Origin of the sequence: Gaetbulibacter sp. M240, from assembly GCF_043876815.1 — a bacterium.
GTDB lineage: Bacteria > Bacteroidota > Bacteroidia > Flavobacteriales > Flavobacteriaceae > Gaetbulibacter_A.
In genome coordinates this window covers 492,518-517,503 of the sequence record NZ_JBAWKA010000001.1, presented here as the reverse complement: position 1 = coordinate 517,503, position 24,986 = coordinate 492,518, and the positions used below count along the sequence as shown (strand labels likewise).

The following is a 24,986-nucleotide window of genomic DNA, read 5'->3' as shown; positions in this document are numbered from 1 at the left end:
CTACGTTTATCTTACAAAGGCATTTGCCATGCCTCCATCTACATTTACTATATTACCGGTAGTTTTATCTAAAACCCCAACCAAGGCAAAAACCCCGTTGGCAATATCTTCCGGATATATAATTTGATTTAATAAATTTCGTTTGGCGTAATGAGCCGGCAGCTCATCCACAGTTATTCCATAGGCTTTAGCTCTACCAGCCGCCCAGTCTCCTTCCCAAATCTTGCTGCCCACAATGACACCATCAGGATTTACGACATTAACCCTTATTTGATCCTTGCCTAGTTCAGCAGCTAACAAACGAGCCATGTGTTGCTGAGCCGCCTTCGCCGTTCCATAAGCCACATTATTTGGACCGCTTACTAAACCATTTTTACTGGCTATAGAAATATAGTCTCCACCTAAAGCTTGTTTACGTAAAATTTCTACACCTTGCTTCGCTAGATCAAACTGGCCTTTAACCAGTATATTTTGAAGAATATTCCAATCCTTATCTGTAGTTTCATTTAAAGGTTTAGAAATCGCTAATCCTGCACTGTGAACTATAATATCTACGCCTCCAAAGGCTAAACAAGCTTTTTTAAAGGCTTCTGAAATAGATTCAGTACTTGTAACGTCGCATATAGCATAGGTCGAAACATCTCTTTTAAAACAAGAATTTGCTTCTTTCAGACCTTCTTCATTTATATCTGTAAGCACCACATTCGCCCCTTCTAATGCTAATTTCTCGGCAATAGCCTTTCCTATGCCACCACCTGCACCTGTAACAAAAGCTACTTTACGTGAAAGCGGTTTTTCTTTTGGCATTCTTTGTAATTTAGCTTCTTCCAGTAACCAGTATTCTATATCAAAAGCTTCCTGTCTGGGAAGAGAGGTATAAGCTGAAATGGCTTCTGCTCCACGCATAACATTGATGGCATTGATATAAAATTCACTAGCCACTCTGGTGGTTTGTTTATCCTTTGAAAAACTAAACATTCCCACCCCGGGATAAATAATAATTACGGGGTTAGCATCACGCATAGCAGGACTATTTTCTTTTTTACAAGTATTGTAATAATCTGCATAATCCTTTCTGTACTTTTCAAAAGCTGGTTCTAATTTCTCTAAAATAGTCTTAGAGTTTGAAAGGTCTTCATTTTTGTCTAAGTCTAAAACTAAAGGTTGAATTTTCGTTCTTAAAAAATGATCAGGACAAGAGGTTCCCATAGGGGCAAGACGCATTAAGTCGTTGCTATTGATAAATTCCATGACCACTTCATTATCACTAAAATGACCGATCATTCTATTTTCCGAAGAACACAAACCACGTAATAAAGGCATTATTTGAGCTGCCTTTTCTTTTCTTTCGGCTGCCGGCAGACTTTCAATTTTCTGCCCACCGAACACACTTCCTTTTTCCTTAATTTTCTTATCAATATATTCAGAAGCCATTTCTATAACTTCCAAACTATTTATGTAACATTCATATGAAGTGTCTCCCCAGGTAAAAAGACCGTGACTCCCGAGAACAATTCCTCGAATTCCAGGGTTATCATTTAAACATTTTTCAAGTTGTAAGCCTAGATCAAATCCAGGCCTTTGCCATGGAACCCACCCCATCGTATCGCCCCAAATCTCGGCAGTAACTTTTTCACTATCCTGAGCAGCAGCAACGGCTATAAGGGCATCTGGATGCAAGTGGTCGATATGTTTGAAAGGTAGTAAACCGTGAAGTGGTGTATCAATTGAAGGTGCCTTACTGTCCAAATCATAAATACAATGGTTAAATAGGCCAACCATGCGGTCTTCATCATGAATACCCTCGTATACATTTTTAAGATCTCTTAGACGTTTTGTATATAACCCCGCAATACCAGCTCTTGTTAAAGTACCAATATCACCGCCAGATCCTTTTACCCACATCACCTCAACCTCATCATTGGTTAATGGATCTTTTTCTACGGTTTTACAGCTCGTGTTTCCACCTCCATAATTTGTAATTCTGAGATCGGCCCCTAATATATTCGAACGATATAAAAACAGATCGACTTGATTTTCTCCTAAAGATGATGCTTTATTATCATCCCATAAATAATCAACGTATTTAAACCTTTTAATAATTTCCTTCATTTCTATGGTTAAAATTAATTCGTATCAAAAATATATTTCAGATTGAACTTTTGTATCCTGTACTGTACCGTATATCGAAACATTTGATTTTATAAAAAAATATTTTTAGTTAAAAAATTCAGCAAAACACTGTTTTTCAAATACTTAAAAATATTTGGTAATTTACTCATTCATCTTAAATGAAACCTAATTAAATATCCCAACATTCAATTTTAAATTGGAACAGGACACCGCAGGACCCTTTAACCAATCCGTTGGATTACCTTTACATCAACTTCTAATACTCTCATTTAAATTTATATTAACTCACTCATGAATTACAAAAGGTATATGACGCTTAGTGAATTATTAATTATTGCTGATCCTATACATTCCAAATGTTCATCTGGAGAATCTCCTCGATTAATTCACTCTATCAGTTTTGCATTTAAAACTGGTAATCATAAGTTTAATAAATTAAGATTAAATAATTTACGACCAAAAGCATTCCTCAGAAGAGTTCTTTTTTTGTGCAGAAATACAGAAATGTTCACAAAAATTAATCATTTGTGGGTTCAAATAATTAACAAGATTAACACAAAGTATTCGTTATCAAAACGCAACAGAATATTAAAATAATTTTAAGTTAAATAGGATAAATTTTTGTTTTGTTTTTGTACTTTGTTCCACTTTTGTTTTTTCAAAAAACTAAGATTTATCTCTATGTCTTTAATGAAATTTATAAATATTGATGAAAATTCCAGAGTTCCTAAGTACCAACAAATTATAGACTCTATAATTGATAATATTGCTTTGGGAAACTTGACTATGGATCAAAAGATTCCATCGATAAATATGTTTAGTGAAGAATTTTATCTTTCAAGAGATACTGTAGAAAAAGCTTATAGCATATTAAAGGAACGTAACATTATTACCTCTATTCGAGGAAAAGGATATTATATTTCTCGAACAAAATTAATTTCAAAAATTAATATTTTATTTCTTGTCAATAAACTAAGTTCCTATAAATTAAGAACCTACAACCATTTTATTAATGCTATGGGAGCTAATTCCCATACCGATTTACATATTTATCATTGTGATGAAACCCTGTTTTTAAACTTAATAGACAAAAATAAATCGGCTTATGATTATTTTATCATAATGCCCCATTTTAAAACTAACGATCTCAAACATATTAGTTTTACTGAAAATGTTGTTAAAGCAATTAAAAAAATTCCTAGGGAAAAATTAATTATACTCGATAATATTAAACCGGAAATTGATGGCAATTTAATTGAGATTTATCAAGATTTTGAGAATGATATTTATAATGCATTGAGTGAAGGTATTTCGAAAATAAAAAAGTATCAAAAAATTATACTCGTTTATCCTGAAAAATCTGTTTACCCTTATCCTCGACGGATTTTACATGGTTTTAGAAAATTTTGCGTGGAGCATAAATTGGATTTTGAGATTCTAAATGAGATTTATGATGATATGATTATTAAAAAAGGGGATTTATTTATTACCATTGAAGAGGCTGATCTGGTTAATCTTGTAAAGCAGGTAAGGGAGGATGAGTATAAACTTGGTGTTGATATTGGTATTATTTCTTATAACGACACACCCTTAAAAGAGCTTTTAGGAATAACGGTTATATCAACAGATTTTAAAAAAATGGGGGAAACTGTAGCCTATATGATATTGAACAAAGAAAAGGGCCGGGTAAAAAATCCCTTTAATTTTATTGATAGAGAATCGCTTTAAACTTAACTTCTAATTTACTCCTAAATCTTAATTTAAAAAGTCTTTACCCCATTTTTGACGTAATTCCGCAGCGAAGTCTACAACCAGGTTTTTATAAGCATTCTTTTCTGCTAAATTATCTAATTCAAGAGGGTCAGAATCATGATTAAATAACATTCTTTGATAAGTCTTTCCTTTTTCGTCGATCCATTCGGTATAAAAGAATTGATCTTTGATTAAGGTCACAGCATCTTTAAACTTTGACACTGCATAATTTTTATTAAGATTTCCGCCATAGAAAAGTTGTCTTAGGCTTACACCTTCCAGATGGGAAGGCATTTCGATTCCAGCAAGATCACAAAGGGTTGGATAAATATCGATATACTCAACAATATCATGGCTTCTTTCCCCTTTAGTTACACTAGGGATTTTTATGAGCAAAGGAGTTCGCAAAGCCGATTCAAATGTGGAGTGTTTGCACCAAAGTTTATGATTTCCTAAATTCCAACCATGATCACCCCAAAGGACAACAATAGTATTCTCTGCCAACCCAAGATCATCTAATGTTTTTAAAATCCGTCCAATTTTAGCATCAATATAACTCACGCTAGCATAATACCCATGAATTAGTTTTATTGCAAGTGCCTCATTAATGGGTTCCTTACCATTTGGAATACCATAATAAGTTCGAAGCTCACCGAAATTATTAAAAGCTTCTTTCGGGGTTGATTTTGGTTGGGAATAGTTCTCTGGAAGTTTTATATTCTTTTCTTCGTAGAGATCCCAATATTTAGTTGGCGCGTTAAAGGGTAAATGAGGCTTTAGAAAACCTAAAGCAAGAAAAAAAGGAGTACCCTTTTCTTTAAGTTTCCTTAAGTCAGCAATACCTTTATTCGCTATTTTTCCATCGGCATAGACGGTGTCATTTACCGGCGATGATTCATAGGCCGGACCTCTATTTCTCATATTTCTTAAGGTATCATTTTCTTTGGAAGCATAATAATTTCCTGCAATCTTGGGATGCCAAATTTCATCCCAGGCATTTTTATCATCATCATTATGATGATATACTTTTCCGTTTGAAATAGTTGTATAACCATTATCTTTAAGGGTCATAGGAAGCGATGATACCTTTGGCGCATCAACATCTTTTCTTGTACTAAAATTCAAAAAGCGATTCCGTGTTGGACGCAATCCACTTAGGATACTCGCTCTGGATGCACCACATACAGGAATATTACAATAAGAACGCTCAAATATTAAGCTCTGAGAAGCTAATTTATCTAAATTTGGAGAACTTATATGAGAAGCTCCATATGCATTAATTTCAGGCTTTAAGTCGTCTACGGCAATAAAAAGAATGTTAGGCTTGGTTGTTTGCTCAGGTACTATAAAATCCGGATTGGGATGAACTGACAAAAAACAAAACGCCGTTAAAAACAGTGCAATAAAGCTAGTGATGATTTTCATAATATTATGGCGTTTATGGTAAATAAAAAATTTCCTCTAAAGTAACGGAAACAGGAGAATTATCCGGATTTACCTCCATGATATCTGCCATATAATCCCACCATTTTTGAACAATATCCTTTTGTGCTAAACTTTGAGAATCTGATTTTCCAGAAACTTTTTGGAAGGCAAATAAGGTATTTGTGTTGTCATCCAAAAAAATAGAATACTCTGAAATACCTGAATTTTTTAGCAGGATTTTTAGTTCAGGCCAAATGGCATCATGTCTTTTTTGATAAGTGTCTTTTTGCCCGGGTTTCAATTTCATTGTAAAAGCTATTCTTTGCATAAGTTTTTAATTTAATAACTATTTCATTTAAACTAAAAAAGCCGGCTGTTAATAAAATTAAACAGCCAACTTTTAATCAATGAGATAAAACTAAATAAAATAAATTTTACATACTATGCTATTAGTTCTTAGGGATCTCATTATTTGGAAACTAGCATTTTGCTAGCAAAAGGTGTTTTCAAAACGTAAATGCCTTTAGAAAAACCTGATAAATTTATAGTCTTACTTTCACCTTCCAGAACTTTAACTCCTAAAACATTGTAAACGACCCATTCAGTCTCGATGTTCAAATTGAACTGGCCATTGTTTGCAGGATTTGGATAGGCTTTGAAAACACTGGCTTTCTTTTGAAAGTCATCATCACTTAAGGTAGACTGCAACGAAAATGTTAGATAATCTAAATCCCAAGTAGCATCTAAAAGCCTAGTTCTAATAATCCAAGTTCCAGCTGTTAATTCGAAAGGAGTTGTAGGATCAGAATCCATAAATACAGGTGTTCCACCTCCATCAGTTCTTCCCAGAACTGGATTTCCGGCATTAGCATTTACAATCGCTGTAGACGTTGATAAATCCGGTGGATAAATGTAGACTTGAAATCTCTTATTAGCACCTTCATGTCTATAATTTACGGTTGCAGTGTACATACCCGATTGCAGTACATTCACAGTAAACATTTGAAATTCCTGACCTTGATTACCCGTTAGAAATACACCTGAAGACCCATCTCCAGTAGACAAATCCACATCAGAACCTGAACGGTAATTAGAGTCTCCAAGGTTACCAGCACTCGCATCATAGTAAGTCGCCGCTTCCCCTGTAGTAGGATCAATAGGGTTTACAGTATCGCCAGTGTAATTGGCTCCGTCTACGCTTCCCGATAAACTGTCAAAATTTTCAAATTCCAATTTATCTGCAGCGCCAACGGCCGTTCCTATTTGAATAGCCGTTCCGCCAAAAGGAACACCTAAATAGTTTTGCGCCTGAGAGACAAAAATCCCTACAAAGGTCGCTATTGAAAAAAATAAAATCTTAAGTAGTGTTGTTTTCATAAAATGTAATTTAAGTTATTTGGAGTTAAAACTACAGCCAATTTATTCTTGATCTATCCCGTACTATCCTGTTTATAATCTCTATTTTACTTCCTGATCGAACTAAGTAATGATTCTTTATGTTACTAAAATGAATTCCAAATTAATAATGAAGTTTAAACCTTTCTTCATAACCATCTTCATTCAAATAAAATAAAAAGGCGATTAACCAAAGTGTTTTATTTTTATTACAAAATCTGAGCGTTTTTACTAAACTCAACTTTTTAAAAGCTGAAATTTTAGTTTATAAATTTTTGAAAAGTGATTTTAGTAATTGAAGTCAGGTAAGAGCAGGATAGAAATTGAATTTCATTAGACGACATTTAGCGATTCCTAAAGACATATCATGAAAACAAACCTACTTTGTATTATCGGATTCATTTTTTTTATTACCCAAATACACGCCCAACTTTTGATTGGGGATACATTTAATGATGGAACACTATCGTATAAGATAGAAAATTTAAGTCCGGAAGAAGTCAACGTTACCGGATTTAGCGGAGCTACCGTTGCCAATTTAGTTATTCCATCAACAGTTTCTTCCTCGGGTCAAACCTTTAACGTTGTAGGCATAGGAGCGAGCGCTTTTAAACAAAAATCAGGGCTGGTATCAGTACAATTTCCAACAACTTTATCATTTATTGGAGATACAGCATTTCAACAAACCGCAACATTAGAGTCTTTTACCCTTACTAATCCCAGCGCGTTAAACACCTTAGGCAGAGCTATTTTTGCGGGCTGCACCGGTTTATTAAGTGCTGATTTTTCGGATATTACAGTCGATCTGTCCTCTAGCGATAGCATGTTCAATAATTGCACCTCTATGGCGGCATTTACAATGAAAAATAATACGACAACCGCAACTTTACCTCCGGCATTTTTGGGAACCTGTTCAGCTTTGGTCACAGCCGATCTTTCCGGATGCACAAATATTATATCGCTATCCGACAATGTTTTTAGAAATAACACCTCTTTAACAACATTGTACTTAGGCACCGACACACCACCTTCATTATCATTTACCACCAATGCTCAAACCTTTGCATTTGTTAACAATGGAAGTTTAACAAATATTGACAGAACATTATACGTGCCCACTAATACCGGAGCTTCTAATTATTCTGCTATTCCTGATTGGACTAATGTTTTCGGTAGCATACAACCGCAAGAAGTCCAGGAACAGATTACACAACGTCCTATGATTTGGGTTAAAAACTCGGATAAAGCATTTATCCTCAATGAAATTAATAATAACACATGGAAATCTACCTATTATACTAATTTCAAAAATAGAGTTGACGCAGAACTTTCCGGTTATTTGGCTAATCGACAAGGATATTTAAGCCAATTGCCTTTTGACAATTCCAATGCTGTGGCAGGACAGATTCCCCCATTTAAAACCATAACTGATGGTCAGGCTAACGCCGGTCCGGATCGAAATACCTACAAACTTTTTTTACAAAGCGGAATCGATAGTGGTGTTGTTTATTTTTTAACCGGAAACGAGGATTATGCAAAATTCAGTGCCTCTATTTTCTATACATATTTGAAGGCGATGAGTCAGGTTCCGGTTTCATCTTCTACAAATTTTAATGCCGGATGGATTTATCCATTGGATCACTTGAGAGAAGCCCGCGATTTTGGAGCCCAACTCCCCATACTCTATGATTTTATTGCCGGTTATATTAAAGGAGGTGGAACAGCCTATGATTTTGCAGCCAATAATGAGGTAACTATCAACTGGTGGGAAGCAGAGTCTGTTTTTAAAAAATATATTTATTTAGCTAAAGAACGAGGTGGTATAGCTTCTAACTGGCCAGCACTGGAAAGCGCCAGTTTAGCCTGTAATATATTAGCCTTGGATAGTGAGACCGAAAGAAATACAGAGATACAATACGTAATAAACAAGCGTGCAAATCGGCAGATTCCTTTTAGTGTTATGTCACAAAAAATTGATGATAACGAAGGCATTTGGCCGGAACCGTTTACCTATTCTAAGTATGTTGCCGAATACTCCACCTACTTAATGGCCTTAATCACAAAATACGATGGCTCTTATGATTTGGCATCTAATTATGCTAATCTTCCCCAATCACTTGACCTTCCAAATGATTTTTCTTATCCAAACGATAACAGAACTCTTCATTTTGGTGATGGTAGCAGAGGTTTCAGAAAATATACAGATGGCTATGAAATGGCTTATTATTTAGGCCAACTAACCAATGACAATTTGCTTTTAGATAAATTCGGAAAACTTATCAATTCAAGTGTTAATTATGATAATTACAATAGAGCCAATTTCAGTTCACAGCGCTCTACACCAGCAGATCCTTATTATAACGAACCTTTAAGGTTACTTTGGTTTTCTGGCACAATTGAAGGAGAGAGCACAGCTTTTAAACAAAATATTACCAACAAGCTAGGTTTTGCAGGTATTTCTATTCAAAGAAATTTAGAAACTCCTGATCCTGTTCTCAATGGATTAATGTTATTTGTTGGTGGCGCGGGATTTGTCCATAGTTACGCCTCGGGAATGAATATGGAATTATATGGTCCAAAAACTGTGATAGGCGCCGCAGCAGGTAACACCAGAAATTACACGTCCACAATCCACAGAAATTACTACAGATTATTTGCGGCACATAATACAGTTATCGTAAATGGGGCCTCACAGGGTAGCGGTGGTAATGCAAATATCGATATTAACACAGTTCAAAAATTATCGATTGAACCGGAGTACACACAAGTGCCTGTATCCCCTAAAAACTCCTTTAGTACAACCAGCTTTTTAGATGATAGAGGCAGTTTAGCCGAAGCTTTACAATACAGAACAATGGCTATTGTGCGAACCTCCCCTACCTCGGGTTATTATGTAGATGTCTTTAAATCTAACTCATCTTTGAGTAATGAATATCACGATTATGTTTATCACAACCTTTCTGATATATTACAATTGCAAAGCAATGGTGTGGATCTTTCCTTAACAAGCGATTCCAACAGATATGCAGCCGGAAATACCGTTGGAGGATTCGATAATCCAGGATGGCAATATTTTACAGACGTTCAAACTTCTGGCACATACTCTGATGATGTTACGGCTACCTTTACTGCCAATCGTCTTGGCGGATTAGTGAATATGAAAATGTTAATTCCTGGGGAAGCTAATAGAGAATATACTAGAGTTAATGCACCTCCCACTGTTGGAATAGCAGGATCTTACGACAATACCCCGACCCCTACAGTAGTTATTCGACACAATGGAGAGGCATGGAACACACCATTTGCCGTAGTTTATGAGCCCTATTACGGTGATAATACCAACAGCGTTACCAAAGTAACCAATATAAAAAGAGGAGGAAATTTTGCTGGATTGGAAGTACTTAGCACTGTGGAAGGTAAAAACATGAAACAAATCATTTTGCTCAGAGATAATGATGATGGTATTTTTAATGACCTCACTCTGGATGTTGAATTTACGGGAAGATTTATAGTATTATCATTAGATGAAAACGAAGAACTAACTTCCATTTACATGGGGAAAGGATCTCACGTTAAATATAAAGGTTGGGACATAGACTCACAAAACGGCGAAGCAACCAGTTTTTATGTAGATATTCTTGATAACAACGCCACAATAACAACGAATTCGCAACTGACCTATACCTACCCGGTAAATACGACTATTACAAATACCAACGTCATTAATAATGGAACGCTTGCTATAGAAGAGAACAATTTTAATAATATTGAAAAGACCTTTAAAGGGTATCAAAATAAGGGTTCTGATACCTGGACTTTTGAAACAAAAAACATAGAAATAACCAATAGTTCGGAATTAAAAATTGTCAATCTTTTAGGGCAAACTATTTTAAGTCAAAAACTTAAGGGAGTCGTAACAGAAGTTAATTTGAATCATCTCTCCAGAGGTATTTATATAGCTTTAATCACTAATAATAATTCAGTGGAAGCTTCAAAAAAGATAATACTCAAGCCTTAAAAAAGGCCAAATATAATGTTGATCTATAACTTGTTTTAAATTATAAAAACAAAAAATACCGGCTACTAAAAAATCTTATTTTAGTAGCCGGTATTTTTTGGTAATGACTTATTACTAAAAGATTATTGTCAAGAACTAGAGATTGAGTGCGTTTTATTAATTCAATTTCAAAACTTCGCTTCCAGCCATTAAAAATGCACCTGTTCCAAAATTTTGCCAACTATCCTTGTTAGCCGGCTCTGGAAATGCCCCAATGTTTTGCACCCATCCAATCATACCGTCTTCCTGCTGACATTGAGCCAAAGCATTCCATGCTTTTTTTACCGCTTTTGTAAATTTGGGTTTTTCTAAAAGACCATTATTCACACCCCAAGCTAAAGAGAAGGTAAAAAAACCACTTCCACTAACCTCGCCATGATCAAAAGATTCCGGACACAATAAGCTCGTGCGCCATAAACCATCTTCTGGCTGTAGTTCCAGAACCCTTGCTGCCATTTTTTTAAAGAGATTTTCATAAAAAGGACGTTCCGGATCTGCTTGAGGTAAATCGTCCAATAATAATGCTAAACCTGCTAAAACCCAACCATTCCCACGAGACCAAAAGATCTTTTCCCCGTTAGGTTCTTTTTTATCATTTTTACCGGTCCATACAAATCTTAGATCACGAGCAAATAAAAGCTCTTCTTCATCAAACAATTGATCATAAGTTTGTTTATAATAATGGTGCATGGCTTCCAAATATTTTGGTTGTTCAGTATGTTTTGCATAGAGATTAATTACAGGCGGCGCCATAAATAAGGCATCACACCACCACCACAAAATATTTTTGGTCTTATCAGAATCTGTGCCGTCCTTCCATTTATTAGCTTCGTACAAATGCACCTTTAGAAAGTCCTCAGTTGGTTTAAGATCTACAAAGTTTTTCCGACCTAAATTCATTTCGATATAAAGGTAACTGTATGAAATAGCGACATCATCCGCATGAAAATACCGGTCTAGAGTTTGCCAATTATTGTGATAACCTTGATTTTTTAAGGCGGCCTCGTAAATTTGATCTCCAGTTGTTTTATGTGCACGCGAAACACCTGTGTAGTAAGCACCTTCGGTCCAGTCTGTTGGTGCTAGCGCAAATATTGGGTGAGCTTCCTGCCATTCTAGAGCTTTTATCATTGAGGTTTTAATGAGCTCTTTGTTCAGAGGATCCTGAGCGTTCGTTTTTTGCAGAACTGAGCAATTGAAGAGTGCAAATAATATCAAAAGCTTTAAAAAAGATTTGTACATCATTATTCGATATTAAGTTTAAACTTTGTTTCTAAATAATCTTTTGAAGAAGTTCCCACCATAATGGTGTAATCACCTGCTTCTAAAATTTTATTCATTTTTAAACCCGTAAATTTCAACATGTCCGGCGTAATCTTAAAGGTAACCATTTTTTGTTCACCTGGGTTTAATTCAATTTTTTTGAAGGCTTTCAATTCTTTATCTGGTCGTGTTACCGAACCAATAATATCTTTGACATAAAGTTGCACAACCTCTTTCGCTTTTATTTTCCCTGTATTTGAAACGACAACACTGACCTCAATTTCTGTTTCTGGTGTTAAAATAGAATCTGTTAATTTGAGGTCAGAATAATCAAATTGCGCATAACTTAAACCGTGGCCAAACGGATAAAGCGGACCATCTTCCAAGAATAAATATCCCTTTTTATAATTGATCTCTTTCATACTATAATGGAAGGGTAATTGACCTGTGTTTCGAGAAACTGTTACAGGTAATTTTCCTGATGGAGAAACTTCGCCAAAAATAATTCTAGCCAATGATTCATCGCCAAATTCACTTAAATCCCAGGCATCCAAAATGGCGTCGGCCTTTTCTGAAATGGTATTAATGGCTAAAGTTCTTCGGTGTTTTAAAACAACGATTACCGGTTTTCCGGCAGATTTAATCTTTTCTAATAATAAATCTTGTGCACCAACAGGTTCAACCGTCGCTCTATCGCCTATTCCATTATTGAAAAATGCTTCTTTGGCTGTATTTTCGTCGCCTCCCAAAAATAGAATTGTGAGGTCTGAAGCTCTGGCTTTATCTACTAAATCATTAATAACCTTGGGGTCTGTATCTAAAAGTTTTGGAACGTCCCTCTTACCATCAGTAAGTTCAAATCCTTTTTCAGCTATATAGGAAATTTTGGTTCCCGAGACAGCTTCGAACATAGCTTTGGTGTTAGGCGCTAAAAGAGGACCTAATAACGCTATTTTTTTAGTATTATCCTTACTTAAAGGCAAAATATCCTGATCGTTTTTAAGTAAAATAACAGATTCTAAATCGGACTTCTTTGCTAATTCCAATGATGCGTTTGACCGAACTTGAGTTTTCGTTTTTTCGATATCCACGTATGGATTATCAAACAAACCTAAAATGAATTTGGTACGTAAAACTCGCTTTACAGAACGGTCAATTAATGTCTCTAATTTCGGATTTTTCTTAACCATTTCAGGAAGTAAAGCATAAGAATCTTCAGCATAAAGATCGACGTCTATACCTGCCTCGAGGCCCATTTGAGCCGCTGCTTCTGGTGATTCAGCTACATGCATAAAATAAAATAGTCGGGCAATATCATTTGAATCAGAAACAACATAACCTTCAAACCCCCAATCGTCTCGAAGTACACCGGTTAAAAGCTCGGGATTACCATGACTGGCGATTCCGTTAATATCACCATGAGAAGCCATTATTCCCAAGGCTTTTGCCTCTTTAATCGCAGCCTCAAAAGGCGGATAAATTTCATCAATAAGGGTTCGAGGAGAAATTTCTATGGCAGCAAAATTTGTACCACCTAAAACCTGGCCATAAGCAGCAAAATGCTTAGCTACGGCACCAATGTGAGTACCGTTACCCAGACCTTTGTAATTGCCTTGAACCCCTTTAATAGCCTGAGTTACCAATTGAGTGGTTAGATACGTATCTTCACCAAAAGCTTCACTCATACGGCCAAACCGAGGATCACGAACAATATCGGCTTCAGGAGAATGACACATATGCATGCCACGGAATCGCGCTTCACGTCCAACAACATCCCATATCTGATGCACTAAATCAGGATTGAAAGAGGCTGCCGAGGTTATAGGGCGCCCAAATTTGGTAGAACCCTTGGCATCTACGCCATTATAAGACTCCGTTACAAACAAGGCTGGAATTCCCCAGCGGTTATTTTCTATGATATATTTTTGAAGTTTATTGTTAAATTTTGCGGCTTCTACAGGCGGAAGGTGCTCCCCGGGATTTTTAATTCCTGCTATGCCCAATTTTAATTTTTCAACGACCTTCTCTGATAATTTTAAGTTTCCCTGTTTGTCTGACTTTGCACCAATATTAGCATGGAAAATACGCATTTGTGCCACTTTTTCCTCCAAGGACATTAAGGGTAATAAAGCGTCAACACGGTCATCAATGGAAAGTGATGAATCTTTATAATCCTTTGAAACTGATTTTCCTTGGTTACAGCTATAGAATAAAACGATTACAGCCGCCAGAATTAATTTTTTCATTTTTTCTTATTTAGTTATTAAATAAAACTACTGCGTTTTTAGTACCATTCACTTCTGGTTTATCGTTACTTAAATCCATGTATATTGAAATTGGTTTTTGATCTTTGGATGTGATCTTTAAATTCTCAAAAGTTAATTCAGATCCCTTTCCTATGTAAACATTTTGCAACTTATTTTCTGTATCACAGGTTAACACTGCGAAGGCCCCTTTAAAAACAAAATCCAATGCATCATTACGATAAACACTTTCAGGCTCTTGGCTAATAATATATTGAATTATGGTTTGGCCCTCCACATGACTTTGAACCATGAATCCTTTAAACTGATTATCTTGCTTCAAACCCACAACTGCTTGAATACCTTGATCAGCATCACTGGCAAATTGTGGTTCATAAATGACCCCGAAAGGTTGTTTCCAGGCTTCACCATTTTGGCGAATTACTAATGTTGGTGTTGATTTCTCTTCGTAGGGCTCGGGTGCATCAAATGTCTTTGGAGCTTGTACCGCCGTATATTCTCTATTTTGGTTTCCTAAAATAAACACGTTCATATAGCGTTTTTTGCCATCATAAAGATGATTTAAAATAAATTTGGCTTGCACATCCGAATTGTATACTTGAGATGTTTTCACATTTTTAAAAAAATGCCAACCCGGATTGCGATACCTTCCATTTTGTTTCCAGATTTTTTTGGCATTGGCCATAAATCGGAGTTTATCAGAATGAAATTTTAATCCTGAATCTTCAAAAACTAAAGTGTCGCCAATATTATGGTACAGATAATCGTGGTATTCATTAGGTAATTTCGATTTCGAACGGAATATATCTACATAATAACCTGTTTTTGGTGACGTTCGAATAAGTGCCAAGGTTCGTTCCTGTGTGGCTTCTGCGCCATCTCCTTTATCATCTAAGAAACTGGTTCGGGTAAAGGAGTGATTCGGAGAAACCGCAGGTTCAGATGGATTCGGCTCCATAGCAATGAGCCCCACTTTATTGATAGCTAAACCTACCCAACCTCCCTGACCCTGAGAGCTTCCGTTAACAATAATTGTATTATGAGCAGCAAAAATTCTGGAATAATTCTCATGAATATCTTGTTGGTATTTTCCACGACCATTATCAACGCCTAAAACTTCTCCTAAACCATAGAGTTCTATGTTCATGCCTTCTGCATGACCGTGAACCATATGAGCCCCACCTACAAAACACATCAGACCGTAGTTGGGGTCTTCCGTTGAACTTAGATTTCGTTGAAGAAAAATACCAGCATGCTCCACCTTATCGGTGGTAGGCAGTTCAAAAGCAGCCATTTCCTCAGTCAGTTCCAGATTCGGTAAGAGCAAGGATTGAACACTTCGGCTTTCATAATCTCCCGACTCAATAGCTCTGAACAAAAGAGGTCCGAATTTATTTATTATTCTAGGATCATTATTTAATTTTCCTAATTGAAATGCAAATTCGTAACACAAATATGAAGGAGACCCATTACGTTTACCATCGCCCCAGCGAATTATTTCATTATTGGGATAAACCAGATAATCAAGTTTTGGCAAGGAATAAAGGACGTTGGAGTATTTTTTTCCAAGATTTAATTCAGGCTTATACCGATCTACTACAAACATAAGTTCTGTGAGTATGTTAGAAACAGCATTAAGATATTGTGAAGATTCGGGCCAAATATCACCTTCATTTTTATAAATACCTGCCATCACCTCTAATGGATCTTGATGCGGTGTCTTTTTCTCTAAAAAATAGGCTAATAAGGAATCTCTTTCTTTCAGATTTTCCATAGCAAGTGCGTTGTACACCAAGTTAGTCGCTTCCAAGGCTGGATGATTCGAATTGATTTGACCGTAATTAATACTGATATCTGCATAAGTTCTAAACACCTCCTGAGCTTTGTCAACTGGGAAATCTACTTTTGTTCTTTTAATAAGATCATACGCCTGTCCCCCGTCTTTTAAAAAGGATACAATAAAATCATAAATAACAGGGAGTTTTTCTCCCAGATCTCTTACCTCTCGAAAGCCATCGTAGGGATATAGCCAGCCCCCTCTTTGATGCCATTCAGAAAGTTCAGATTGCAGAACGGCATTTACATAGACATTTAAAATATCCGTAGCACATTGTGCGTATTTATCTTCCCCGGTAAGAAAGTACGCCACTCCAGAATGAATACCAATGTTAAGGTATTTTTTTAAAGTTTCAGCATTTTTAAATTCGGTATCCGTAACGTTATCCAGATTTTTTTGTTTCCCATTGTCAACGTGATACGTTTTAAAAAATGGAGGCATTTCTTTGCGTTTACGGCTTTTCCAATCCAAAGGCAAGCCGTTCAAGAATTTCTCGGGGTCTTCTTCATGCTTTCGTACCTTTGGTTCTAACTCGCTAATTAAATCATTATAAGCTTTTTTGGCCCAGGGCTCCGTTTTTATTTTTTGTAGAATAGCTGGTCGATCTTCAATTTTCACCAATATAAAAGGACGCTCAGGGTTTTGAGCTCCAATTATCAAACAAAAGAAAAAGCCTAAAAGCAATAAAAAAAAATTAAAAAAATCACCTGATTTCAACATCTTAATACCATTTTAAAATTATAATCCCGATCGATTATTTTTTCCAATTATCCGTTCGAAAAGGAGAAACCGGAAGGCCGGCTTTACTGAACAAAGAGCCCTCCAAGCAATCTACGAAACCATAACGTACTGCAGTTGGCACCTGAACTTCCGGACTAAATACAGTTATAGTTTGATCAGAATTAATTTGAGCCTTTGCTGGATAAAAATTTTGATCTGCTCCGGCAACTTCGAAATTTTGCAAGCTTCGCGTTTTGTCTAATTTTAAATTAGCTTTATTGGGACCAAAAAATTCAAAATGAATTTGAGCTTTATTTCCTTTAATTTCCATCTTTTTAAACTCCGGACTTCGAAACGGTAGCTTATCAAACCCGTATTGATTGGCCAAAGCCCAGCGGGTAAGACGGTTTGCTACTACTCTTTTTTCCGGTGGATGAATATTATCACAATGTCCAACATCAGTAGTAACTACTATGCCCGAATTGGAGATTTCCTGAGCTGCGAACAACTGAGCTTCTCTTAACTCATTTGCAGCAATTAGTAGTGATCTTCCCTTTTCAAAATAACCAAAGGGTGCAATTTGAACAAAATAAAATGGTAGATTATCACCTTTCCATTGTGACCGCCAGTTATTGACCAAATCATGCATTGATTTTTTATACCTATGTGCTATTTTGCGATTTCCCTCTCCCTGATACCATAAAAATCCCTTTATTTTGAAATCTTTAAAGGGGTAAATCATAGCGTTGAAAAGGCAACTAGGTCTTTTTCGTTTATTGATATCTTGTGGCAAGCTATCCGGTATGGTAATATTTTCATAGGTTTCAACAATTTCTTTTGGCAACCAACATTCTATAGGTGTACCGCCCCAAGATGATTCAATAATACCAATAGGCACGTTTAATTTTTCAAATAACTCCTTGCCGTACATATAACCAATAGCACTAAATGCTTTTACGGTTTCCGGACGCGCTTCTTCCCATTCGCCTACCACATTGGTTTCTAACGATAAACTAGACGCTCTTTCAGTATTAAACAACCGTATATGCTGATTTTTTGAAGTGGCAATTAATTCTGGGCCGCCCCAAATTGGCTGGTTCTTGTTACCTTTCATGGGCATTTCCATATTAGATTGGCCGGAACAAAACCACACCTCACCAATCAAAACATTATGCAAGGTAATTTTGGAGGTCCCGCTGATACTGATTTCCTCCGAATTAAAAGAGGCCTTAGGTGTTTTTAAAGTTGTATTCCAATTACCATTTTGGTCCGTTTCAACTAATTTGCTTTCACCCCAGCTTGATAGAATATTAACAGAAGTTCCCGGTAGGTCCGTCCCCCAAATTGGAACATTTTCCTGTTGTTGGAAGACCATATTATTACTAAAAAAATTAGGTAGTTTTGTTTGAGTATAACCAAACCAAATTTGAAAAATGATAAACAGAAAACTTAAAGCCTTGAATTTTAAAATTTGCACTTATTTAAATTTTTTAACTATTTAATTAATAAACGTTTAATCATTTTACTCTCGTTAGACTTTAGTTGCAAGAAGTATAATCCACTCGAATATTCAGAGAAATTTAATGGCTCTCCGGTGAAAGTTCCTTTTTCCAGAACTTGCCCTTGAAGATTCATTAAGATATACTCGGGATTTTTCACCGTGGTAAGCAGGTTGAAAACCCCTGTACTCGGATTTGGATAAATAGACACCCCTTCTTTTTCAAATTCATTCGTGCTTAAAGCTGAGTTAAAGTTAAAGTCTAACCTATCTGGCCTACTTGATAAGGATAATTTCTGAGTTAATATCACCGTGTTTTCTCCTTGAACCAAACTCACGTTAGAAATTGTGGAAGTATCGAACACATTCCAATCCAAAGTTCTGGTTATTGGCGTATTACTATACAAAACACCATTTATTTCGATATCCATTATGGAATCATCTCTGTTTCTATTTGAAGCAGTCAATACAAAATCATAATCACCTGCCACGTCAACATTAAATTTATATTCCAGGAATTTATTTCCTGGGAATTCACTAACATATTCTCCATTTGAAGCATCAATATTGGGTCCTACTAAAACTTCGGGTGATGCCGTAGTAAAGTTCTCAGCCTCTATACCAATATCAGATCCGGTAACTGGAGTGGAATCCTCCACCTCAGAAAGTGTAAAGACCTGAAGATACATGGGGCAGGCATCACCTGCCACATTTTCCATAAGATATACATAGAGTTTATCATTTACCTGAACAGCGTCAAAATGCTTAAATACTTTTGTGTCGGCGCTAGAGTAAGCTATCCTCCAATTATTATTACCTTCTAAGGTAGACTTAACAACAGGTTTCCCACTTATTAGTTCCACCATAAAGACTTTATCATTATAGCTAAACATATCCCCGCGGACGTCCGGATTGGGAATACCACCGCCGGCTGCCCGAGAAAAGGTTGTAGCCCCGGCCGCCTTATAATAGTGCACATTTTGATTGTCTACTCGGGTAACAAAATGAATGGCTCCACTTTGAGTTACTGTGAAAGCAGGATCATTGGGTGTTCTTGGTGAAGTTGATGTTCCATAATCATCACAGGGTTCTGCCACTTTAAGCGCATCAGGGTATGAAAAAGGCACAGCTATACCGTTATCATTTGCATCAAACCAGTTCCCGGAACTATCAAATGGTATTGAATTGGTATAAGTAAAAAACAATCCGTTATTCAGAGCGTAATTGTTATTTGGATTATTCGCATATCGAATGGAAAATCCCGAATAAAATTTACCATGTAAAAACTTTTCTTCTCCATAAAGACTGTATTTATCCGGGGCTGTAATTCTGCCAAAAGAGTAGGTCCAGCTACTACTCCAGGACACCCCATTGTAGTAGTTAAAAAGAATATTGCCATTACCGGAACCACCATATCTGTAGCGTGCTATTAAACCACCATTACCGGCACGCATGATTACCGGATAGGTTGCCAATTGATAATCATCCCCGGATTTCAAAAAGTTTTGTTTTGGTTTAAAAATGCTCAAATTAAATTCAGCATCTGGAACAAAAGCCTTATTGGTATACGAAACACTATAATTAAAATAATCATTCGGATAATTAGCAGAACTATATGCGTGCATATCATAAAGGAGATGGATGGTATTATCTATCGTACTCACCCCGATCGCTGCCGTATTATGAGAATCCCCAATTGTTGGATCACCCTGAAAACCAATATGCTGATGTGGGAACTCAATAGTCACCCAATTTCCCGAAGGATCGTTAAGATTTTTTCTAGACAACATTAAATTTCTTTTATCCATGCCGCCCTTGTACCAGGTAACAAATACATAGCCATTAACAACATCAATACAATCGCCGTGTGGGGTAATTCGAGGCCCGAATTGATAGTCTACGCCTTGGACACCATCAAAAAATAAACCATCAGGTGCTACCTGAGTTTCTTCCGTTAAGCTTGCGGATAGAACCGTCGTTTGAGCCATTGTAGCCATACAAACTACTAGCATGGTTAAGATTGCGTATAATTTTTTCATAATTGCTTTTTTTTTAGTGATTTTTTTTAGAAGGAGTTTATTTTTAGTTGAATGGTGTGCTCTCCCGGACCTAATTGAATGACATTATAAAAAGGAGAAACCTTCTGTCCATTATGAATTAAATCCATACGATTCTTGAGATCAATATTAAACTCTCCTTCCATATTTCCAGGTATTTCAATAACGAATGTTTGTAGTCGAGGTCCGTTGTAGGAATAATTGCCCTTTATCATACCACGTACTGTGGGTACCACAATTTCACTAGATTTTAATTCACCCATTTGGGGTTTAATTGTGGCTATACCAAAACCCGGGGTCTTGGGCTTTATACCCCATAAACCTCTTGGAATAATATTAGCCGGTGCAGCTCCCCAAGCATGATTCCAATCTAAATTATTTTTATATTTTGTATCCCAGGCTTCTAAAGTGATTGTGGAACCAACAGCGATCATATTATACCAACTGCGATCTGATTTACTTGTTAATAACTTCAAAGCATAATTTTCCTCGCCAGCACGATATAAGCCATCCATTAAAAATTGTGCCCCATAAACACTGCAGGCCATACCTCGAGATTTAACGAATTTTAATACCGAGTCCAAGCGGTCTTCAGGCACTAAACCAAATGCTAATGGCATCATGTTGGCATGTAAAGAAGCGTGCTCTGTTCCTATTCCGTCAACATAAATCCCACGCTCTTTATCAAACATGAGCTCATTCAAAGCTTTTTTAGCTTTAGCAGCTCTAAAATTAAAATCGAGGACCTCATCAGTTTTTCCCAAAACGTGTGCAAACTCAGCCATAATTCTCATGTTTTCATAGAAAAAAGCATTGACTACAGTGTTGTAGGGCTTAAAAACAAAACCATCACGCTCACCCTTAGTTTTGCTGCCATTAAAATTAGCTGAAGGCCAGTCAACTATATCTGTTAAGGGTTTTTTGTAACCCTCTTCAAAGCCAAGTTTGTACATAAACTCGGGAGTTACCTTTTCCGCCGTGATTAAACCATCAGGATTAGACAATTCATAAAGTGATTTATGTTTTAAAGCCTCGTAATAGCGCTCAATAAGTTCCGTATTTCCGGTATACATGTAATCTTCATAAATCAATAAAGCCACATGCTGTTGCCATTCTGTTGGCCAGGTAGGATGTTTCATAAAATATTCTATGGTTCTTCTTGCCATAGCATATTCCCGATCTGTATTATAATGACTAAGCTGGTTTATATAAGCATCCGCCTCATAAGGAATACGCTCTCGATCTCCATCAACATAAAATCTATTGAAGGTTGTGGCCTTTATAGAATATTTACATAAATCCCAAACCTGATTTAAAATATCATCATCGCTTTCAAACTGACTGCTGTTATTATTCCAAAAAGTGTGATAGGCCAATTGCTCAAAATCATCAGCCGAAATAGGAGACTTTGCACCTTCAATCTCAGCATACCTAAATGGCATCAATATTGGAAATCCTTCCGGCAAGGCAACAGCTTTGTTCGGCATGGTATTTCTTTCATCTGCTTTAATTGGAATGCGATAACGGTTGAGGCCCGGCTTCACCTCTACTTTAAGTTCCTGATATCTAATATTACTTTTAGCTGGTGGCGTTCTGTTTATTTTCCCATCCTCCAACATTTCACCTACTCTTATTGTGAGCGTATGCGTTGTTTCAGCATTATAATTAAACTCCATTGTTGCAAAAGCAGCTTTTCCAAAATCTAAAAAATAAATACCGTCATTTCGTTCAAACTTCAAAGGCTTTATAGTATCTGTTTCAAACTTATTTTCAGTAGACTGAATATAACTATCGGGATTCCCTACCATAAATTTTTGTGGCTTAGAATAATCAACCAATCGGTTTTCATCATCCCAAATTCTAACTTTCCAATAGTAGGTTTTACCAGCCTCTAGTTTAGGCCCCTTGTATTCCACATTTGTAGACTCTGAAGAACCCACACGTCCGCTATCCCAAATGTCACCGTTATTATTTTTAATGATCTCCAGTGAAGAAGAAACTAAAATTTGATAGCCTGACTGGTATTTTGCCAGCGTCGGAACCGTCCAACCAAATTCTGGTTTGGTGTCTAAAATAGCAACCCCTTCACTAGGATCTCTTATTAATTCAACGGTTAGATCAAATGGTGGCTTTCTGTATTTGTTACTATTTATCTGAATCAGTTCATCAAGTTTGTTTCGCAATTTTTTGGCGACCTCCTGATACTTTTTCTTTCCAATTAAATTCTTAGTTTCTAAAGGATCATTTTTAAGATTGTAAAGCTCTTCGACTGTATTATCATTCACATATCTGAAATACTTCCATTCCTCAGTTCTCACTCCTTCACTTGGAGGAATGTTATTAAAATCCCAAAGGTGCTCAACAAGTATCGTATCTCTTTCCAGAGAATTCGTTTCCTTTTTAACGATCGGCATCAGGCTTTTCCCCTGCCATGAATCCGGTGCTTGAATCCCAGCCAAATCTACAATGGTGGAAGGCACATCAACATTTAGTGCCATGTCATTAATGTCTTGATGCTTTTTGACTCTAGGGTCGTATACGATTAATGGAACCCGAATAGAGTTGTCGTACATCAACCATTTGCCGGCCAATTGCCGCTCGCCCAGAAAGTAGCCATTATCACCCATCAGGATGATTACCGTATTATCATCCAATCCCTGTTCTTTTAATTTTTCACGGATCTTTTTAATTTCCCTATCAATACCGGAAATCATACGATAATAGCCCTTTAGACTATGTTGATATTTTTCTGGAGTATCATATCTCCACGTCCATCGCAATCGGTTAAAACCTGTTCTTACATTTTCAGGCAAGGCATCGAAATACTTATCTTCATTTAATGCAGGCTCTGGTATGGTGGTGTTTTGAAGTAGTTGGTCTGTTTCCTGTTGCCAAAAATATTGATCCGGAGCTCTATCATGGGCATGAGGCGCACTAAAACTTAAAGACAAACAAAATGGTTTATCCTTTCCAGACACGGCATCAATAAAATCCAGTGCTTTTTGCCCGGTATAACGAGTTAAATGAACCGTATCTTTTTCAAGAGTTTTATAAAAATACCCTCGTCGGTCTTTAAAATTATTGTTCCTGTCGTAGGACTCGTAAACGTCAAACTGTTTATCAAGATGATCATAAAGAACACCATATTTACCAAAAAAACCGGTAAAATATCCATGGTTTTTGAGCAAAGCAGGGTAAGAATTAACCATATATTCTTCCCGAATATTACCTGTTTGGAAATTAAAATTATGAGATCTTTCATGTAATCCTGTTAAAATGCTGGCTCTACTTGCCGCGCAAATTGGTGTGGTCACTATAGTGTTGTTAAAATAGGTTCCGGACTTGGCAAGGTTATCCATCTCCGGTGTGTCAACAAATTTATTCCCAGCATATCCAATAGCATCAAAACGTTGGTCATCGGTGAGTATGAATATAATATTAGGCCTTTTTTCTTGATTTTTTTGTTGTGCCTGAGCACTATTCAAACAAAAGAAGACGCTTACAAGAATTAATAAAATTCTACTATATTTCATAAAAATGGGGTTGTATAAATAAAAAGGTTATTTAAAATTAAATGTAGCTAAAAATACCACATTAGATAGCAAGTAGTATCCTGTTCTATCCTGATTATTAAAATGCCGATCTTTAGAATTTTAATGATAAAAAAGGCCTTAAAAGCTTTCAGAAATCGGCATATTTATTTCAATAGAAATTCCTGATAATTAAACTGTGTGTTTTCAGGACGTTACAGTTATCCTTAAAACATCAGTTTAAAATAAAGAACTCCTCTTGATAATTCAAGAGGAGTTCTTTTCTGAATAATTAATACTAATATAAATAATTACAAAAGGTATTATATTTTTAGTATTTTAATATGGTTTATTTCTTACGGGATCTCTAAGTACATGACCAATACCATTATTGAATTGGTAATTATGGGCCCAAACCTGTTCCCACCAGCTTGTTGCTGTGGTTGGCAATGGTGCTCCAGGTGCATTTACAGTTATGCGATAAATAACATCTCTTCTGAATGCGATAAGGCCATCATCACCGGGAATGAGGGTCTGAAATAAATAATCTGTTTCACTTTGAAACAAGGTTGGAACTTGCAGAACATAAGAAGCAACAATATGGTAACGCAGCAGCGTTCTTAATTTCTCAAGTTTCGCTGGAGTATCTACCCGATCCATAGTTTCATCAGCGGTTTGACCTGCAGGAACTGAAGATGATCCCGTAACAATCTGAATGATATTCCCATTACCTGTAAAGGCTCGGTTATCTAACATAAGATACGTTCTATCCGTTGTTGCCACTTGATTATACTCGTTTACCATATCTGCCTTTCTGATAGCCGCTTCAAAATAATTAAACTCTAAAGCATCATACCTACCATTAGCCAGTAATGGAGGGGTTCTGGATTGTATGAATTCCCAGGCTGTAATATTTTCAAAAGGAACTTTTTCAACGGCCTCCGGTTGGAAATCAAATTGCTCTTGTAATCCGACATCGCAAGATGATACAGAAAGTATCAGAACTATAATTGCGGAGAATTTTAAAACTTTAATATTCATAATTATATTTTTTA

At 36.3% G+C, this 24,986-nt stretch carries 13 protein-coding genes; 2 read left to right on the top strand and 11 right to left on the bottom strand.

Features of this window, described 5'->3' with window-relative positions:
• Nucleotides 1-6: 6 nt before the first annotated feature.
• A complete protein-coding gene (locus tag V8G61_RS02230; protein ID WP_394873799.1) occupies nucleotides 7-2,112 on the bottom strand; it encodes a bifunctional aldolase/short-chain dehydrogenase in 2,106 nt (701 codons plus the stop codon).
• A 702-nt stretch (nucleotides 2,113-2,814) separates the two neighbouring features.
• On the opposite strand from V8G61_RS02230, the gene V8G61_RS02225 reads away from it, so the two are divergent.
• Entirely contained in the window at nucleotides 2,815-3,861 is a 1,047-nt protein-coding gene (locus tag V8G61_RS02225; RefSeq protein WP_394873798.1) for a GntR family transcriptional regulator, read from the top strand.
• Between the two features lie 27 nt (nucleotides 3,862-3,888).
• Here the strand turns inward: V8G61_RS02225 and V8G61_RS02220 are convergent, their stop codons facing one another.
• From V8G61_RS02220 to V8G61_RS02210, 3 genes are all read right to left on the bottom strand, one after another.
• On the bottom strand, nucleotides 3,889-5,310 hold the full coding sequence (locus V8G61_RS02220) for a sulfatase (protein ID WP_394873797.1): 1,422 nt from the start codon (nucleotides 5,308-5,310) through the stop codon (nucleotides 3,889-3,891).
• A gap of 13 nt (nucleotides 5,311-5,323) precedes the next feature.
• The gene (gene rhaM, locus V8G61_RS02215; protein WP_394873796.1) at nucleotides 5,324-5,638 is read right to left on the bottom strand and encodes an L-rhamnose mutarotase; all 315 of its coding nucleotides are present in this window, start codon (nucleotides 5,636-5,638) and stop codon (nucleotides 5,324-5,326) included.
• Between the two features lie 140 nt (nucleotides 5,639-5,778).
• Entirely contained in the window at nucleotides 5,779-6,687 is a 909-nt protein-coding gene (locus V8G61_RS02210) for a T9SS type A sorting domain-containing protein (RefSeq protein WP_394873795.1), read from the bottom strand.
• A 385-nt stretch (nucleotides 6,688-7,072) separates the two neighbouring features.
• Between V8G61_RS02210 and V8G61_RS02205 the strand changes: the two genes are divergently transcribed.
• Nucleotides 7,073-10,723 (top strand): leucine-rich repeat protein, encoded by a 3,651-nt coding sequence (locus tag V8G61_RS02205; RefSeq protein WP_394873794.1) that lies wholly within the window; start codon nucleotides 7,073-7,075, stop codon nucleotides 10,721-10,723.
• A gap of 156 nt (nucleotides 10,724-10,879) precedes the next feature.
• Here the strand turns inward: V8G61_RS02205 and V8G61_RS02200 are convergent, their stop codons facing one another.
• From V8G61_RS02200 to V8G61_RS02170, 7 genes are all read right to left on the bottom strand, one after another.
• Nucleotides 10,880-12,007: a glycoside hydrolase family 105 protein gene (locus tag V8G61_RS02200; RefSeq protein ID WP_394873793.1), complete on the bottom strand. Its 1,128-nt coding sequence runs from the start codon at nucleotides 12,005-12,007 to the stop codon at nucleotides 10,880-10,882.
• Complete coding sequence (locus tag V8G61_RS02195; RefSeq protein WP_394873792.1) at nucleotides 12,007-14,271, bottom strand: glycoside hydrolase family 3 N-terminal domain-containing protein; 2,265 nt, start codon at nucleotides 14,269-14,271, stop codon at nucleotides 12,007-12,009. Before V8G61_RS02195 ends, V8G61_RS02200 begins: the two co-directional genes overlap by 1 nt.
• Nucleotides 14,272-14,281: 10 nt before the next feature.
• Nucleotides 14,282-16,846: a heparinase II/III family protein gene (locus tag V8G61_RS02190; RefSeq protein WP_394873791.1), complete on the bottom strand. Its 2,565-nt coding sequence runs from the start codon at nucleotides 16,844-16,846 to the stop codon at nucleotides 14,282-14,284.
• Between the two features lie 34 nt (nucleotides 16,847-16,880).
• On the bottom strand, nucleotides 16,881-18,323 hold the full coding sequence (locus tag V8G61_RS02185; RefSeq protein WP_394873790.1) for a sialate O-acetylesterase: 1,443 nt from the start codon (nucleotides 18,321-18,323) through the stop codon (nucleotides 16,881-16,883).
• A gap of 17 nt (nucleotides 18,324-18,340) precedes the next feature.
• Nucleotides 18,341-20,383 carry a BNR-4 repeat-containing protein gene (locus tag V8G61_RS02180; protein ID WP_394873789.1) on the bottom strand — a complete coding sequence of 681 codons (2,043 nt, stop codon included), beginning with the start codon at nucleotides 20,381-20,383 and terminating at the stop codon, nucleotides 18,341-18,343.
• 26 nt (nucleotides 20,384-20,409) lie between these two features.
• On the bottom strand, nucleotides 20,410-23,934 hold the full coding sequence (locus tag V8G61_RS02175) for a sulfatase-like hydrolase/transferase (RefSeq protein ID WP_394873788.1): 3,525 nt from the start codon (nucleotides 23,932-23,934) through the stop codon (nucleotides 20,410-20,412).
• A 336-nt stretch (nucleotides 23,935-24,270) separates the two neighbouring features.
• Nucleotides 24,271-24,972: a hypothetical protein gene (locus V8G61_RS02170; RefSeq protein WP_394873787.1), complete on the bottom strand. Its 702-nt coding sequence runs from the start codon at nucleotides 24,970-24,972 to the stop codon at nucleotides 24,271-24,273.
• Between the last annotated feature and the right edge of the window lie 14 nt (nucleotides 24,973-24,986).